Source organism: Streptomyces sp. DSM 41931 (assembly GCF_050271085.1).
Taxonomy (GTDB): domain Bacteria; phylum Actinomycetota; class Actinomycetes; order Streptomycetales; family Streptomycetaceae; genus Streptomyces; species Streptomyces albogriseolus.
Genome location: NZ_CP189902.1, coordinates 3,468,922 through 3,483,426, shown reverse-complemented (window position 1 = coordinate 3,483,426; position 14,505 = coordinate 3,468,922). Strand labels below are relative to the sequence as shown.

The 14,505-nt window shown below is 70.0% G+C and carries 12 protein-coding genes and 1 tRNA gene; 1 reads left to right on the top strand and 12 read right to left on the bottom strand.

Features of this window, described 5'->3' with window-relative positions; genetic code table 11:
- Nucleotides 1-32: 32 nt before the first annotated feature.
- Entirely contained in the window at nt 33-1,373 is a 1,341-nt protein-coding gene (locus ACP7TJ_RS16155; RefSeq protein ID WP_427763598.1) for a hypothetical protein, read from the bottom strand.
- A 141-nt stretch (nt 1,374-1,514) separates the two neighbouring features.
- Nucleotides 1,515-1,643, bottom strand: a complete 129-nt coding sequence (locus ACP7TJ_RS16150) for a DLW-39 family protein (protein WP_003999697.1) — start codon at nt 1,641-1,643, stop codon at nt 1,515-1,517.
- Nucleotides 1,644-1,980: 337 nt separating this feature from the next.
- On the opposite strand from ACP7TJ_RS16150, the gene ACP7TJ_RS16145 reads away from it, so the two are divergent.
- Nucleotides 1,981-2,424 (top strand): DUF6344 domain-containing protein, encoded by a 444-nt coding sequence (locus ACP7TJ_RS16145; protein ID WP_266398770.1) that lies wholly within the window; start codon nt 1,981-1,983, stop codon nt 2,422-2,424.
- Between the two features lie 240 nt (nt 2,425-2,664).
- Here ACP7TJ_RS16145 and ACP7TJ_RS16140 read toward each other — a convergent pair whose 3' ends face one another.
- From ACP7TJ_RS16140 to dnaN, 10 genes are all read right to left on the bottom strand, one after another.
- Entirely contained in the window at nt 2,665-3,042 is a 378-nt protein-coding gene (locus ACP7TJ_RS16140) for a VOC family protein (RefSeq protein WP_266398764.1), read from the bottom strand.
- Between the two features lie 84 nt (nt 3,043-3,126).
- On the bottom strand, nt 3,127-3,585 hold the full coding sequence (locus tag ACP7TJ_RS16135) for an ASCH domain-containing protein (RefSeq protein WP_228919198.1): 459 nt from the start codon (nt 3,583-3,585) through the stop codon (nt 3,127-3,129).
- 76 nt (nt 3,586-3,661) lie between these two features.
- Nucleotides 3,662-3,738, bottom strand: a tRNA-Ile gene (locus tag ACP7TJ_RS16130).
- Nucleotides 3,739-3,860: 122 nt separating this feature from the next.
- Nucleotides 3,861-4,601 carry a DUF3566 domain-containing protein gene (locus ACP7TJ_RS16125; protein ID WP_093764296.1) on the bottom strand — a complete coding sequence of 247 codons (741 nt, stop codon included), beginning with the start codon at nt 4,599-4,601 and terminating at the stop codon, nt 3,861-3,863.
- An 18-nt stretch (nt 4,602-4,619) separates the two neighbouring features.
- Nucleotides 4,620-7,217, bottom strand: coding sequence for a DNA gyrase subunit A (gyrA, locus tag ACP7TJ_RS16120; protein ID WP_189910065.1), 2,598 nt, complete (start codon nt 7,215-7,217; stop codon nt 4,620-4,622).
- A 42-nt stretch (nt 7,218-7,259) separates the two neighbouring features.
- Nucleotides 7,260-9,320, bottom strand: a complete 2,061-nt coding sequence (gene gyrB / locus ACP7TJ_RS16115) for a DNA topoisomerase (ATP-hydrolyzing) subunit B (protein ID WP_176710650.1) — start codon at nt 9,318-9,320, stop codon at nt 7,260-7,262.
- Between the two features lie 435 nt (nt 9,321-9,755).
- Nucleotides 9,756-10,298, bottom strand: a complete 543-nt coding sequence (locus tag ACP7TJ_RS16110; protein ID WP_320585845.1) for a DUF721 domain-containing protein — start codon at nt 10,296-10,298, stop codon at nt 9,756-9,758.
- Entirely contained in the window at nt 10,295-11,416 is a 1,122-nt protein-coding gene (gene recF / locus ACP7TJ_RS16105) for a DNA replication/repair protein RecF (protein WP_093764292.1), read from the bottom strand. Before recF ends, ACP7TJ_RS16110 begins: the two co-directional genes overlap by 4 nt.
- 71 nt (nt 11,417-11,487) lie before the next feature.
- Nucleotides 11,488-12,363, bottom strand: coding sequence for a phosphogluconate dehydrogenase (NAD(+)-dependent, decarboxylating) (gene gnd, locus ACP7TJ_RS16100; protein WP_167741380.1), 876 nt, complete (start codon nt 12,361-12,363; stop codon nt 11,488-11,490).
- 143 nt (nt 12,364-12,506) lie between these two features.
- Complete coding sequence (gene dnaN, locus ACP7TJ_RS16095) at nt 12,507-13,637, bottom strand: DNA polymerase III subunit beta (protein ID WP_093764290.1); 1,131 nt, start codon at nt 13,635-13,637, stop codon at nt 12,507-12,509.
- Between the last annotated feature and the right edge of the window lie 868 nt (nt 13,638-14,505).

The following is a 14,505-nucleotide window of genomic DNA, read 5'->3' as shown; positions in this document are numbered from 1 at the left end:
GCCGCACCACCGGCGGCGACGGCGTCACCAGGTCACTCGGGAAGGGCCGCGGCCCGCCGCCGGGCCACCACCGTCCATACTCCGAGCCCCACCACCAGGGCGCTCCCGGTGCCGATGCCGCCCGCCGCGAGCACCCGGTACAGGGTCTCGTCGCCCGCGGTGCCGTCCTCGCCCGGGGCCGCGCCGCCTCCACCGCCGTCGACGGTGAAGACGTCGGGCGGCACGGTCCCGCCCGCGTACTCCGGCCCGTCCTGTGCCGCCCCGCCCAGCCCCACGCGCAGCGTCAGCGGCACCGGTTCGTCGCCGAACTCCTCGGCGACCTCCGGGGAGAGGTGCGCGACGAGGTAGTAGGCGCCGGCGAACCGCACCGCGGAGACCTGCTGCCCCGACGCGTGCCGGTTCTCGTACGCGACCGGAGGCAGTGGCTTGAGCGCCTTGGACTTCTGGCTTCCGCCGTAGCCGACGGACAGGTCCTCGACGTGGCCGCGCACCGGGTTGTAGAGGTCCAGGGTGAGCGCGGAGGCGACGTAGCCGGAGGCGTCCGTGCCGGAGCTGCCCAGTTCGGCGGTGGCGTGGAGCTGCCGGCCCCAGTCGACGGGGACCTGGTAGAAGAGCGTCTGGCCCGGCCGTATGTCGTCGCGCCACACGCCCTCGCCGAGCGAGGCCGCCCGCGCGAACCCCGCTCCGCCAGCGCGGCGCCGGGCGGTTCCCTGGACGGGCGCGGGGGTTGCCGAGTCCCATGCCTCGGGTGCGGCCGTGCCGTCCGGCGTCCTCGTCCCGGGTTCCGACACCGTGCTGAGCTCCAGCTCCCAGGGGTCGGGGGAGGCGCCGCGCGCGTCGGGGGCGGCCCGCTCGACGGTCACGTAGTACGTCCCGGCCTCGGCGCAGAGGCTTCTTCTGGGGGAGATCTCCCGCATGGCCCACGCGGCGACCGGATGAGGGCTGCCCGGCGCTCCGAAGGTCGTCGTGTCCGCGTCGCAGGAGTGGCCGTCGGCGTCCTCCACGGTCACCTTGACGCCGTCGGCGACGGAGACGCCCGCGCCGGACGGCGGAACGGCGGTGGCGGAGGCGTAGACGGTGCCGGTGTCGTCCAGTTCCAGGCGGTAGTACACCTTGCCGTCGGGCGGAAGGGTGCTGCGGTAGGTCCGGCCGGGCTCCAGCTCCACGGCGTCCGCGGTGCTCCCGGCGCCCTCGATCCGGCGCGCGTCCTCGGCGAAGGCGTACGCATGGGCGGTGTCCTGGCCGGCGGCCTGGGCGGGCTGTCCCGTGAGAACGGTCCCCAGTCCGAGCGCGGCCGCCAGGCCCAGACGCCCCGCGGCGCCGCGCCGGCCCCGTGCCGTCGTCCGCCGCGCCTCACCCTGCCGTCCCCTCACGCGCCCCCCTCGTCGCCGCCGGTCCCGCTCGGTGCCGACGCCCATCCTGCACCGGGGACGAGGCCCGGTCACAAGGTCCCGGCCACACAAAACCCCGACCGCGCAGGCGGCCGGGGTCTGTTCAGCGTCGTATGTCGGTACTCACGAACCCGTGGGCACGGAGTCAGTCGCCTCCGTCCACAGATCCTGCTCGGCGCGATCCGCCTGGATCTGGCGGTACACGAGGAGCCCGCCGATGGCGGCCAGTGCGACCAGGAGAAGCTTCTTCACCGCGCGACCTCGTCTTTCCTTGACGTAGGGGACCTCTGGCGCCCGACTATACACACCGGTCGATACCGATCGGTGACCTGCGTCGCCGCCTCCAACTGCCTTCGGAGACAACCGGATCGACGCGACGCGGACGGTCCGATCGGAGGGTGATCACACCCGCACGCACGGTGTTTTCGTTCCGTTTCCTCCCGTAACCAGGGTTTTCTTCGTTCATGCGCCCATCCGAGTGGTGTTCATCTGAACATCCACGCGGCACGGGCGTCGGTCCACCACTTCGAGGCCCTCATACACATCATGAGGAAAGTACGCAAATCGCCCAACCCGAAAGTGAGGGGTCATGGCCAGGAACAAGGTCATGCAGCTGTGGAACACCGTTGTCACCGCCTTCCTCGCGCTGTGCACGGCGCTCGGTCTCATCACCACGGCCGCCGCGGCGGCCGTACCCCAGACCCAGAAGACGCGCAACAGCGACAGCGCTCCGAAGACCGAGGCGCCCGCGCCGACGGCCTCCCCGTGGTCCTGGTCCTCGATCAGGGCACTGCCCCCCACGATGAAGCAGCGCATCCACGCCGAGGCGCACGGCAAGTCCCCCAGCTGCCGGCACCGGCCCCTCTCGGACACGACCGCGGAACCGGACACCGAAGGGGAGCAGGGCACCGAAGCGGAGCAGGACAGTTCCTCCGAGCGACCGGAGTCCGAACTGGTCCCCGCGCACTGCTCGCCGGACACGGCGTCCACCCTGCCCGCTCCCGCCTCCGCCCGGATCCCCTTGCAGCGCTGAGGCCGCCGCGCCCCGCTGCCCTTTCGACCCGACCCTCCTCGTGCCGTCGCTGCTTCCCCGGAGTCCTGGCGAACTTGCGTACAGCACAACGGCACGACATGAGCAGAGAGAACGAAGACCCCGGTCGTCCGCCGACCGGGGTCCGGGTCATGTCCGGAACCCCGCGCCCGCACACAGCGGTGTGAGCCTCTGTGAGGCTTCCGTAGGACTTCCGGGGCGCCTCAAGCCCGCGACAGGCCCTCAGAGCGGGTCGAGACGCCTCCTCAGCAGGCAGAACGCGTTGCCCTCGGGGTCGGCGAGCACATGCCACGGCTCCTCACCGGTCTGCCCCACGTCGGCCGGCCGCGCCCCGAGCGCCAGAAGGCGTTCCAGCTCGGCGTCCTGGTCGCGGTCGGTGGCGTTCACATCGATGTGCAGCCGTGTCCTGTCCGGCTGCGGCCGGTCCTGCTTGCTGAGGACGATCGTCGGCTGCGCCCCGCCGAACCCTTCCCGCGGGCCGATCTCGATGTCGTCCCCGTCGCGGTCCAGCTCCACGAAGTCGAGCACCTCGCACCAGAACCGCGCGAGCAGTTCCGGGTCACGGCACTCCAGCACCAGTTCACTGATCCGACTCGCCATGAAGCCCTACCTTCCCGTCACGAGCAGAAGTCCGCGACCGTACCGCCCGGCCCCACGCGACGCGAGGAGTTTCCGGATCGCGGCTCAGCCGGCGGGGCGAAGACGGGTGACGACACGGAAGCGCTCCAGAACGACCGGCGTCGTGTCGTCCACGACGAAGTCCGGGTCCTCCAGCGCCGCACGCATCTGCGCGCTGCCCCAGAACCGCTCGTGGCCCGCGCGCCACTCGGCCACGCCGGTGTACCCCTCCCCCTCGTCCACCGCATGGGCGAGATCCACCCGCGCGAGCGGGACGACACGCACGCCGGTCACCTCGACGACCGCGACCGGCCGGTCGTCCGAGTCGACGACCACCGAACGGTCCCCGACCTCCGGCAGAGGCTCCCCCTCGTGCTCGTACTCGGCGACGAGAGCTGCCGTTGCGGTCTTGGAGCCGTCGAGGATCGCCGCGACCAGCCGGTCGCGCAGCGGGCCGGGGAAGGCGAACTCCGCCCTGGGCAGCGACGTGACGTCCGCGGCGGACGACGTGGGATCAGATGCCATCCGACGACCGTAACCGGCAGACACCGACCGCGGAACGCGAAAACCCCCGGTCCAAGTGGACCGGGGGTCTTCGTGCTGGTGGGGCTAACAGGATTTGAACCTGTGGCCTCATCCTTATCAGGGATGCGCTCTAACCAACTGAGCTATAGCCCCGCCGCGCTTTGCGGGGGTGTGTCCCGCGCGCTGACTCCTGAAGATTAGCGCACGACCGGGGCAGTCCCAAAATCGGTTCCCCGCGGGCCGTCAGCGCGACCGGGGCGCGCCCGCTGAGCAGGTCACTCGTCCTCGGCCAGGGTCAGCTCGACGCCGCCCACGAAACCGGCCGACAGGTTGTAGATGAACGCGCCCAGGGTCGCCAGCGCCGTCGCCAGGATGACGTCGATGACGGCGATGACCGTCGTGAACATCAGGACGTTGGGCAGCGACAGGAACGACTGCAGGTCAAAACCGTTGGACCCTTCCGAGCCTGTCGCCTCGGAGATCGTGCCGCCGACGGTCGAGAAGACGCCCATGGCGTCCATGACCATCCACAGCACGGCGGCCGCGACGATCGTGCAGATGCCGAGCGCGATCGACAGCAGGAAGCTGACCTTCATGACCGACCACGGGTCGGCCTTCGCCACGCGCAGGCGCGCCTTGCGCACGCGCGGGGTGGTGCTGGCGCCCGTGCGGGGACGGCGCACCGCGCCGGTGCGGCCGGCGGCGCCGGCCTCGGCCGGGTAGGCCTGCGGCGGGTGGTACGGGCCCGCCTGCTGCTGCGGCTGCCGTTCCCCCGGCAGCGGTGAGGCCGCCTGAGCGGCCGCACCCTGCCCGGGTGCGGCCTGCGGGCCTCGGGTGTCCGTCACGGTTCCCCCCTGGGATCCCCGCCTGGTGGACGAGGAGGCGTCGGAGACCGGCGCCTTGATCGCTTTGAGATTGGTCGTGTGCGGATCTGTCGCCCGCGCGGCGGAGCCACGGCCGCCGCCGTCCGTTCCCGTACTGGTACCGGCCGGTCCGGCGCCCGTGGCTCCGCTCACGCTGACTCACTCCTCGTGCTACTCGGACGAGGGCGCCTCGCCCTGGTCCGTACCGGTGGTCGCGTCCCCGTCGGCGGACTCGTCCACGACCACGTCGCCGTCGACTTCCTCCGCCTCGCGTCCCGCTTCGGCGTTACGGGCGATGCCGACCACGGCATCGCGCTTGCTCAGGTTGATCAGTTGGACGCCCATGGTGTCACGGCCGGTTTCCCTGATCTCGTTGACTCGCGTGCGAATCACACCACCCGACAGCGTGATGGCGAGGATCTCGTCGGTCTCCTCGACCACCAGCGCGCCGACGAGGGAACCACGGTCCTCGACGATCTTGGCGGCCTTGATGCCGAGGCCGCCGCGGCCCTGGACGCGGTACTCGTCGACAGCGGTCCGCTTCGCGTACCCGCCGTCTGTGGCAGTGAACACGAACGTACCGGGTCGAACAACATTCATCGAGAGCAGCTCGTCCCCTTCACGGAAACTCATGCCCTTGACGCCCGAGGTGGCGCGACCCATGGGCCGCAGCGCGTCGTCCGTCGCCGTGAACCTGATCGACTGTGCCTTCTTGCTGATCAGCAGCAGATCGTCCTCGGCCGAGACGAGTTCGGCGCCGATCAGTTCGTCGTCGGTACCGTCCTCCTGCTCACGCAGGTTGATCGCGATGACACCGCCGGACCGCGGGGAGTCGTAGTCCTTCAGCGGGGTCTTCTTCACCAGGCCGGCCTTGGTGGCCAGGACCAGGTAGGGCGTCGCCTCGTAGTCGCGGATCGCGCGGATCTGGGCGATGGTCTCGTCCGGCTGGAAGGCCAGCAGGTTCGCCACGTGCTGTCCGCGCGCGTCGCGGCCCGCGTCGGGCAGCTCGTACGCCTTCACGCGGTACACGCGGCCCTTGTTGGTGAAGAACAGCAGCCAGTGGTGCGTGGTCGAGACGAAGAAGTGGTTGACGATGTCGTCTTCCTTGAGCTTCGCCCCGCGCACCCCCTTGCCGCCGCGCTTCTGCGCCCGGTAGTCGTCGGTCTTGGTGCGCTTGATGTAGCCGCCCCGCGTGACCGTGACGACGATGTCCTCCTCGGCGATCAGGTCCTCGATGGACATGTCGCCCTCGTAGGGGATCAGCTTCGTCTTGCGGTCGTCGCCGTACTTCTCGACGATCGCGGCCAGCTCCTGGCTCACGATGCCGCGCTGGCGGACCGGGGAGGCCAGGATCTCGTTGTACTCGTTGATCTTCGTCTGGAGCTCGTCGTGCTCCTGGACGATCTTCTGGCGCTCCAGGGCGGCCAGCCGGCGCAGCTGCATCTCGAGGATGGCGTTGGCCTGGATCTCGTCGATCTCCAGGAGGTCCATCAGGCCGCCGCGCGCGACCTCGACGGTGTCGCTGCGCCGGATCAGCGCGATGACCTCGTCGATGGCGTCCAGGGCCTTCAGCAGACCGCGCAGGATGTGCGCCCGCTCCTCGGCCTTGCGCAGCCGGAAGCGCGTACGGCGGACGATGACCTCGATCTGGTGCGTCACCCAGTGGCGGATGAACGCGTCGAGCGACAGCGTGCGCGGCACGCCGTCGACCAGGGCCAGCATGTTGGCGCCGAAGTTGGTCTGCAGGTCGGTGTGCTTGTACAGGTTGTTCAGCACGACCTTGGCGACCGCGTCCCGCTTCAGCACGATGACCAGGCGCTGGCCGGTCCGCGAGGACGTCTCGTCGCGCACGTCGGCGATGCCGCCGATCCTGCCGTCCTTCACCAGGTCGGCGATCTTCTGCGCGAGGTTGTCGGGGTTGGTCTGGTACGGCAGCTCCGTGACCACCAGGCACTGGCGGTTCTGGATCTCCTCGACCTCGACCACCGCGCGCATGGTGATCGATCCGCGGCCCGTGCGGTACGCCTCCTCGATGCCCTTGCGGCCCACCACCAGGGCGCCGGTCGGGAAGTCGGGGCCCTTGATGCGCTCGATGAGCGCGTCCAGCAGCTCCTCGTGCGACGCCTCGGGGTTCTCCAGGTACCACTGGGCGCCGGCGGCGACCTCGCGCAGGTTGTGCGGCGGGATGTTGGTCGCCATGCCGACCGCGATACCGGCCGAGCCGTTGATCAGCAGGTTCGGGAACCGGGCCGGCAGGACGGTCGGCTCCTGCGAGCGGCCGTCGTAGTTGTCCGTGAAGTCGACGGTCTCCTCGTCGATGTCACGGACCATCTCCATCGACAGCGGCGCCATCTTGCACTCGGTGTAGCGCATCGCCGCCGCCGGGTCGTTGCCCGGGGAGCCGAAGTTGCCGTTGGAGTCCACCAGCGGCATCCGCATCGACCACGGCTGCGCCAGGCGGACCAGCGCGTCGTAGATCGAGGAGTCGCCGTGCGGGTGGTAGTTGCCCATGACGTCGCCGACGACGCGGGCGCACTTGTAGAAGCCGCGCTCCGGGCGGTAGCCGCCGTCGTACATCGCGTACAGCACACGGCGGTGGACGGGCTTGAGGCCGTCACGGACGTCGGGCAGCGCACGCGACACGATGACGGACATCGCGTAGTCGAGGTACGAGCGCTGCATCTCCGTCTCGAGCCCGACGGGCTCGACGCGCATGCCGGCCGCGTCCGCGTCCTCAAGAGGCGTGACGGGAGTGTTCTCGTCGGTCATTGCTGGTGAAGGTCCTTCCTGGTGCGGTCAGCTGAGACCGACTCAGATGTCGAGGAAGCGGACGTCCTTGGCGTTGCGCTGGATGAACGCGCGGCGGGCCTCGACGTCCTCGCCCATCAGGACGGAGAAGAGGTCGTCGGCCTGGGCGGCGTCGTCCAGGGTGACCTGGCCGAGGACCCGGTGCTCCTGGTCCATCGTGGTGATGCGCAGCTCCTCGGCGTTCATCTCGCCGAGGCCCTTGAAGCGCTGGACGGAGTCCTCACGGATGCGCTTGCCCGCGTTGCGGCCCATCTCGATCAGCGCGTCGCGCTCGCGGTCGGAGTACGCGTACTCGAAGTCGTCCTTGCCCCACTTGATCTTGTAGAGCGGGGGACGGGAGAGGAACACGTGCCCGGCCTCGACCAGCGGCCGCATGAAGCGGAACAGGAACGTCAGCAGCAGGGTGTTGATGTGCTGGCCGTCGACGTCGGCGTCCGCCATCAGGATGATCTTGTGATAGCGGAGCTTCTCGATGTCGAAGTCCTCGTGCACGCCGGTGCCGAACGCGGAGATCATCGCCTGGATCTCCTGGTTCTGCAGGATCCGGTCGATGCGCGCCTTCTCGACGTTGAGGATCTTGCCCCGGATCGGGAGGATCGCCTGGTACTCGGGGTTCCGGCCGGACTTGGCCGAGCCGCCGGCGGAGTCACCCTCGACGATGAAGATCTCGCACTTGGTCGGGTCGTTCGACTGGCAGTCGGACAGCTTGCCCGGCAGCGACGCCGTCTCCAGCAGGCCCTTGCGGCGCGTCAGGTCGCGCGCCTTGCGGGCCGCCACGCGCGCGGTGGCCGCCGCGATGCCCTTGCGGACGATGTCCGCGGCCTCGTTCGGGTTGCGGTCCAGCCAGTCGGCGAGGTGCTCGTAGACGACCTTCTGCACGAAGGTCTTCACCTCGGTGTTGCCCAGCTTGGTCTTGGTCTGGCCCTCGAACTGCGGCTCGCTCAGCTTGACCGAGATGATCGCGGTCAGGCCCTCGCGGATGTCGTCACCGGTGAGGTTGTCGTCCTTCTCGCGGAGCAGCTTCTTGTCGCGCGCGTACTTGTTGATCAGCGAGGTCAGCGCCGCACGGAAGCCCTCCTCGTGCGTACCGCCCTCATGGGTGTGGATGATGTTGGCGAAGGAGTACACGCCCTCCGTGTAGCCGCCGTTCCACTGCATGGCGACCTCGAGCGACAGGTGGCGCTCCCTGTCCTCCGCCTCGAGGTCGATGACGGTGGGGTGAATCACCTCTCCCTTGCGGGAGTTGAGGTACTTCACGAAGTCGACGATGCCGCCCTCGTAGTGGTACGAGACGCTCTTGACCTCGTGCTTCTCGTCCTCGCCCGCCTCGTCCGCACCGGCGGTCGCCTTCGCCGACTCGCGCTCGTCGGTGAGGTTGATCCGCAGGCCCTTGTTGAGGAACGCCATCTCCTGGAAGCGCCGGGAGAGCGTCTCGAACGAGTAGTCCGTGGTCTCGAAGATGTCGCCGTCGGCCCAGAAGGTGACCGACGTGCCGGTCTCCTCCGTCGCCTCGTGCCGCTGCAGGGGCGCGGTGGGGACGCCCAGCTTGTACTCCTGCGTCCAGCGGTGGCCGTCGGTCTTCACCTCGACGGCGACGCGCGTCGACAGCGCGTTGACCACGGACACGCCCACACCGTGCAGACCGCCGGAGACCGCGTAACCGCCGCCGCCGAACTTGCCGCCCGCGTGCAGCACGGTGAGGACGACCTCGACGGCGGGCTTGCCCTCGGAGGGGACGATGCCCACGGGGATGCCACGGCCGTTGTCGACGACGCGGACGCCGCCGTCGGCCAGGATCGTCACGTCGATGGTGTCCGCGTGGCCGGCCAGCGCCTCGTCGACCGAGTTGTCGACGACCTCCTGCACCAGGTGGTGCAGGCCCCGCTCGCCCGTCGACCCGATGTACATGCCGGGTCGCTTACGGACCGCGTCCAGGCCCTCGAGGACGGTGATGGCACTCGCGTCGTACGACGTGGCGGCGTCTCCGGTCGAGGAGCTCGCCGCGTCGCCGGCGGCGGTGTCGGTGGACGGGATGTTCTCGTTGGGGTTGCCGGAATCGGCCACGAAGCGCCCTTTCTGGCACAGCACGAGCCGGGCTCGTCGGCAGGTTGCCGGAGCGGCTGCGGCATGTTGCGTTGGTAAGCCTTGATCAGCGTTGCTCAGCGTCTTCCCGGGCGGTCCCCACGATCGGGGCGGGATTGTCTTCCAGTCTACCGGTAGCGCTGACATCGATGGGGGTTTGCGGGCACCTGAGTCCGCATGTGCCGCCCGGAAACGGCCTCTCCCGACTCCCGATATGCGGATGGGGGCTCCAGAGGCCCCACGAGGGCACTCAGCGCTTCCGGCCGTCAACCCTTGGCTACTTAGGAGTCAGGTGGCGATTCGCCTCCGCGTCCGGCGGTACGACGAAGCGGGCATCCGGCCCGCGAAAGCAGCGCTCGGACGCCCGGATGTGATGTCTCTCACGTGTGCTTGGCACGGCGGGAAAAGGGTCCCGGATCACCCGTACGTGTCGCCGGGACCGGTGCTGCCCGGGGCGCGCAGCGGCCCGTAGCGGCGGGCCGGACCGGTGGGTCCGACCACCTTGATCAGCCGCACGGTGCCGTGCCCGAGGTCGTCGTTGAGACGGGCCACGAGCGTCGGCGCCAGCAGCCGCAGATTGGTCGCCCACGCCGTCGAGTCGCAGCGCACCACCAGCACCCGCTCGTCCTCGTCGTAGCGCTCCGGCTCACAGTGCTTGGCGAGGTCCTCGCCGACGATCTCCGGCCAGCGCCCCATCACCCCGCCGACCGCCGCCGGGGCCTCCCAGCCGCGCTCGGTGAGCAGCCGGTTGATCGCCGCGCCCAGCGCCATCGGATCGCGCCGGTCGGTACGCGCGCCGGAGCGCAGGCCCCCGCGCCGCGCCTGCTTCCTCTGCTGCGCCGCGTCCCCACGCGCGCGTGCCGCCTCACGGGCCGCGCGCAGCGCCACGCGCGCCAGATCGACGCCCGACGGCTCGGGGTCCTCGCCGGTACCGCCGGCGGGCGGCTGCTGCCCGCTCACGCGCGCTCCACCGTCCCCTCGGACACGGTGAACCGCGCGCCCGCCAGCACGTGCGGCACGTCGTCGTCGACGGCGGCCGTCACCAGCACCTGCTCGCCGGGGGCCACCAGCTCGGCCAGCCGCTCCCGGCGGCGCGCGTCCAGCTCGGCGAAGACGTCGTCGAGCACCAGCACCGGCTCGTTGCCCTCGGCCCGCAGCAGGTCGTACGAGGCGAGACGCAGCGCCAGCGCGTACGACCACGACTCGCCGTGGGAGGCGTAGCCCTTGGCCGGCATCTCGCCCAGCTTGAGCGACAGGTCGTCGCGGTGCGGGCCGACCAGGGTGACCCCGCGCTCGATCTCCTGCTTACGGACCTCCGCGAGCGCGGCGATCAGCTGCTCGAAGAGGTCCTCACGGGTGTGCGCCTCGCCGGGCGCGGACGGTTTGTACTCCAGCGCCACCGGACCGCCGCCCGGCGCCAGCTGCTCGTAGGCCTTGTCGGCCAGCGGCTGGAGCGCGGCCAGCAGGTCCAGGCGCTGCGCCAGGAGTTCGGCGCCCGCGCGGGCGAGGTGCTGGTCCCACACGTCGAGCGTGGACAGGTCCAGGGTGCGGCCGCCGTGCCGGCGGGCCAGCGCCGCCGACTTCAGCAGCGTGTTGCGCTGCTTGAGCACCCGGTCGTAGTCGGAGCGCACGCCCGCCATGCGCGGGGAGCGCGCAGTGATCAGCTCGTCCAGGAAGCGCCGGCGCTCCCCCGGATCGCCCTTGACCAGCGCCAGGTCCTCGGGCGCGAACAGCACGGTCCGCACGATGCCCAGCACGTCACGCGGCCTGACCTGCGAGGAGCGGTTGATGCGGGCGCGGTTGGCGCGGCCCGGGTTGAGCTCCAGCTCGACCAGCTGCTGCCGGTCACCCTGCCGGACCTGGGCCCGGACGATCGCGCGGTCGGCTCCCATGCGCACCAGCGGGGCGTCGGAGGACACCCGGTGGCTGCCGAGGGTGGCGAGGTAGCCGACCGCCTCGACGAGGTTCGTCTTGCCCTGCCCGTTGGGCCCGACGAAGGCCGTCACCCCGGGGTCGAGCGGGACCTCGACCCGGGGGTAGGAGCGGAAGTCGGCCAGCGACAGATGCGTGACGTGCATGGCGTTCCGCCGACCTCCTCCGGCGTTGTGGACCGCCGCGCGGTCCTGTGGACAGATGGCGTCCCTGTGGACTACTTCTTCTCGACCGCGTGGCCGCCGAACTGGTTCCGCAGCGCCGCGATCATCTTCATCTGCGGCGAGTCCTCCTGGCGCGAGGCGAACCGCGCGAACAGCGAGGCGGTGATCGCCGGCAGCGGGACCGCGTTGTCGATGGCGGCCTCCACAGTCCAGCGTCCCTCACCGGAGTCCTGTGCATAACCCCGGAGCCCGTCCAGGTGCTCGTCCTCGTCGAGGGCGTTGACCGCCAGGTCGAGCAGCCAGGAGCGGATGACGGTGCCCTCCTGCCAGGAGCGGAAGACCTCCCGGACGTCGGTCACCGAGTCGACCTTCTCCAGCAGCTCCCAGCCCTCGGCGTAGGCCTGCATCATGGCGTACTCGATGCCGTTGTGGACCATCTTCGCGAAGTGGCCCGCGCCGACCTTGCCGGCGTGCACCGAGCCGAAGTCGCCCTCCGGCTTGAGGGCGTCGAATATCGGCTGCACCTTGGCGACGTCCTCCTTGGAGCCGCCGTACATCAGCGCGTAGCCGTTCTCCAGGCCCCAGACACCGCCGGAGACGCCGCAGTCGACGAAGCCGATGCCCTTGGCCGCCAGCTCCGCCGCGTGCTTCTCGTCGTCGGTCCAGCGGGAGTTGCCGCCGTCCACCACGACGTCGCCGGGCTCCAGCAGCTCGGCCAGTTCGTCGACCGTGGACTGGGTCGGCTCCCCGGCCGGGACCATCACCCACACCACGCGGGGGCCGCTGAGCTTGCCCACAAGCTCCTGCAGGCTGTGGACGTCGGCGAGGTCCGGGTTGCGGTCGTAACCGAAGACGGTGTGGCCTGCGCGGCGCAGACGCTCGCGCATGTTGCCGCCCATCTTGCCGAGACCGACGAGACCGAGCTCCATCAGATGTGTTCCTTAAGGGTGCGACGGGATGTGACGGCACTTGCGTACCGGCGTCCGAGCCTAAACCCGGACGCTCGCGCACATCTGTGGGCATACGCGCTCACACGCCCGTCCCCACCTGCGGCTTCGCCGCGGCCTGTGGATCAGCCGCTGAGACGCACCGGCATGATCAGGTACTTGTAGGCGTCGTCCGCCTCCGCGTCCATCGCCGGGCGGCCGCTGAGCAGCGCCGGCTTGGTCGACGTGGTGAACGACAGCTGGGCCACCGGGGAGTCGATGGCGCTCAGGCCGTCCAGCAGGAACGTGGGGTTGAAGGCGATGGAGATGTCGTCGCCCTCGAGCTGGGCGTCGACCCTTTCCACAGCCTGTGCGTCGTCGCTGGAACCGGCCTCCAGGATGAGCACGCCCTGCTCGAAGCTCAGCCGCACCGGGGTGTTGCGCTCGGCGACCAGCGCCACGCGCTTCACCGCCTCCACGAACGGGGCGGTCTCGATCACGGCGACGCTGTTGAACTCCGTCGGGAACAGCGTGCGGTACTTCGGGAGGTCGCCCTCCAGCAGACGCGTGGTGGTGCGGCGGCCCGCTCCCTCGAAGCCGATCAGGCCCTCACCGGCACCGGAGCCGGACAGCGCCAGGATCACCTGGTCGCCGCTGGTCAGCGCCTTGGCGGTGTCCAGGAGCGTCTTGGCGGGCACCAGGGCGACCGCGGAGGCCTCCGGGTTCTCCGGCTTCCACAGGAACTCGCGGACCGCGAAGCGGTAGCGGTCGGTGGAGGCGAGCGTCACCGTGTCGCCCTCGATCTCGATGCGCACACCGGTGAGGACGGGCAGGGTGTCGTCGCGGCCGGCCGCGATGGCGACCTGCTGCACGGCGGAGGCGAAGACCTCGCCGGGGACCGTGCCCGTCGCGTTCGGCATCTGCGGCAGGGCCGGGTACTCCTCCACAGGCAGTGTGTGGAGGGTGAACCGCGAGGAGCCGCAGACCACCGTGGCCCGCACACCGTCTGTGGAGATCTCCACCGGACGGTTGGGCAGGGCGCGGGAGATGTCGGCCAGCAGGCGGCCGGAGACCAGGACCGTGCCCTCCTCCTCGACCTCGGCCTCCACCGACACGCGTGCGGAGACCTCGTAGTCGAAGCTGGACAGGCTCAGCTGGCCCTCGTCGGCCTTGAGCAGCAGGCCGGCGAGGACAGGCGCCGGCGGACGGGCCGGGAGGCTGCGAGCCGCCCAGGCCACTGCCTCCGCGAGTACGTCGCGTTCCACCCGGATCTTCACTGTTGCCGCCTCCTGCTGTTGCCGGCGCTTCTCGCCCTGCCTGGCTTCGTCGTCTGACTCGGTGTCGTCGGCCCCTCGGAGGGGAAGGACACCGGGGTCCAGTCTGACGCACCGCACTGACAGTAGGTGCCCGTCGGGGTCAAGTCGTGACGAGTGGCAGTCGGGGCCGAGACAGCGAGTTGTGCACAGGACCCTCTTCGAAACGAATTCCTCGCTCTCTATGGTCGGGAGTAGTAGTAGGGCCTGTGGATACCGTGGATAACCTCGTTTGCGCAGCTCAGCGCCGGTTTTTTGTCCACTGGCCCTGTGGGCGGGGGCGGTGGACAACCGGGCCTCTCTGTGGAGAACGGAAAGTTCTGCACATCCCGTGCACAGGGGAGGCCGAGTTCTCCCCAGACGCGTCCCCAGGTTTGCGCTCCTTTCCCACAGCCCCCTCCGGCAGCTCGATGTGACGGCTTTCACTCGGGGCGGTGAGAAGGCGCGTCGCGTTGCCGAACAGTGGACAGTCATGTGGAGAAGCGGCCGATCACTGGGGACAACCGGCCGCAGCCTGTGGGAAGCCCGTGGACAACTTCATGCACAGGCTGTGGATCATCTCGTCGTCCACAGTCTGTGGAGATCGTTCGTCCACGGATCCACAGGCAGGTGACCTGCGCAGACAGCTTCTCACCAGGGGCGGCTGTGGACGGCGTCGGGACAACTTTCCGGTCCCCAGCGTGTGGACGGAAAAAAGTCACCGAATCTGTGGAGGAAGGCCGTAACCCGCGGCGGGAATCGAACAGCGGGAGTCGTCGCGGATCCTCGCGGGGCGCCGCGGAACAGCCTCGGTCCCCGTGAGCCCCCGGCCGGGGAGGCCCGGGGAGGCGGG

Bases quoted from the DNA above. Each gene is read 5' to 3' on its own strand.
- ACP7TJ_RS16145 (WP_266398770.1), top strand. From the start codon at position 1,981: ATGGCCAGGAACAAGGTCATGCAGCTGTGGAACACCGTTGTCACCGCC.
- ACP7TJ_RS16140 (WP_266398764.1), bottom strand. From the start codon at position 3,042: ATGGCGAGTCGGATCAGTGAACTGGTGCTGGAGTGCCGTGACCCGGAA.
- ACP7TJ_RS16135 (WP_228919198.1), bottom strand. From the start codon at position 3,585: ATGGCATCTGATCCCACGTCGTCCGCCGCGGACGTCACGTCGCTGCCC.
- gyrA (WP_189910065.1), bottom strand. From the start codon at position 7,217: ATGACCGACGAGAACACTCCCGTCACGCCTCTTGAGGACGCGGACGCG.
- recF (WP_093764292.1), bottom strand. From the start codon at position 11,416: ATGCACGTCACGCATCTGTCGCTGGCCGACTTCCGCTCCTACCCCCGG.
- gnd (WP_167741380.1), bottom strand. From the start codon at position 12,363: ATGGAGCTCGGTCTCGTCGGTCTCGGCAAGATGGGCGGCAACATGCGC.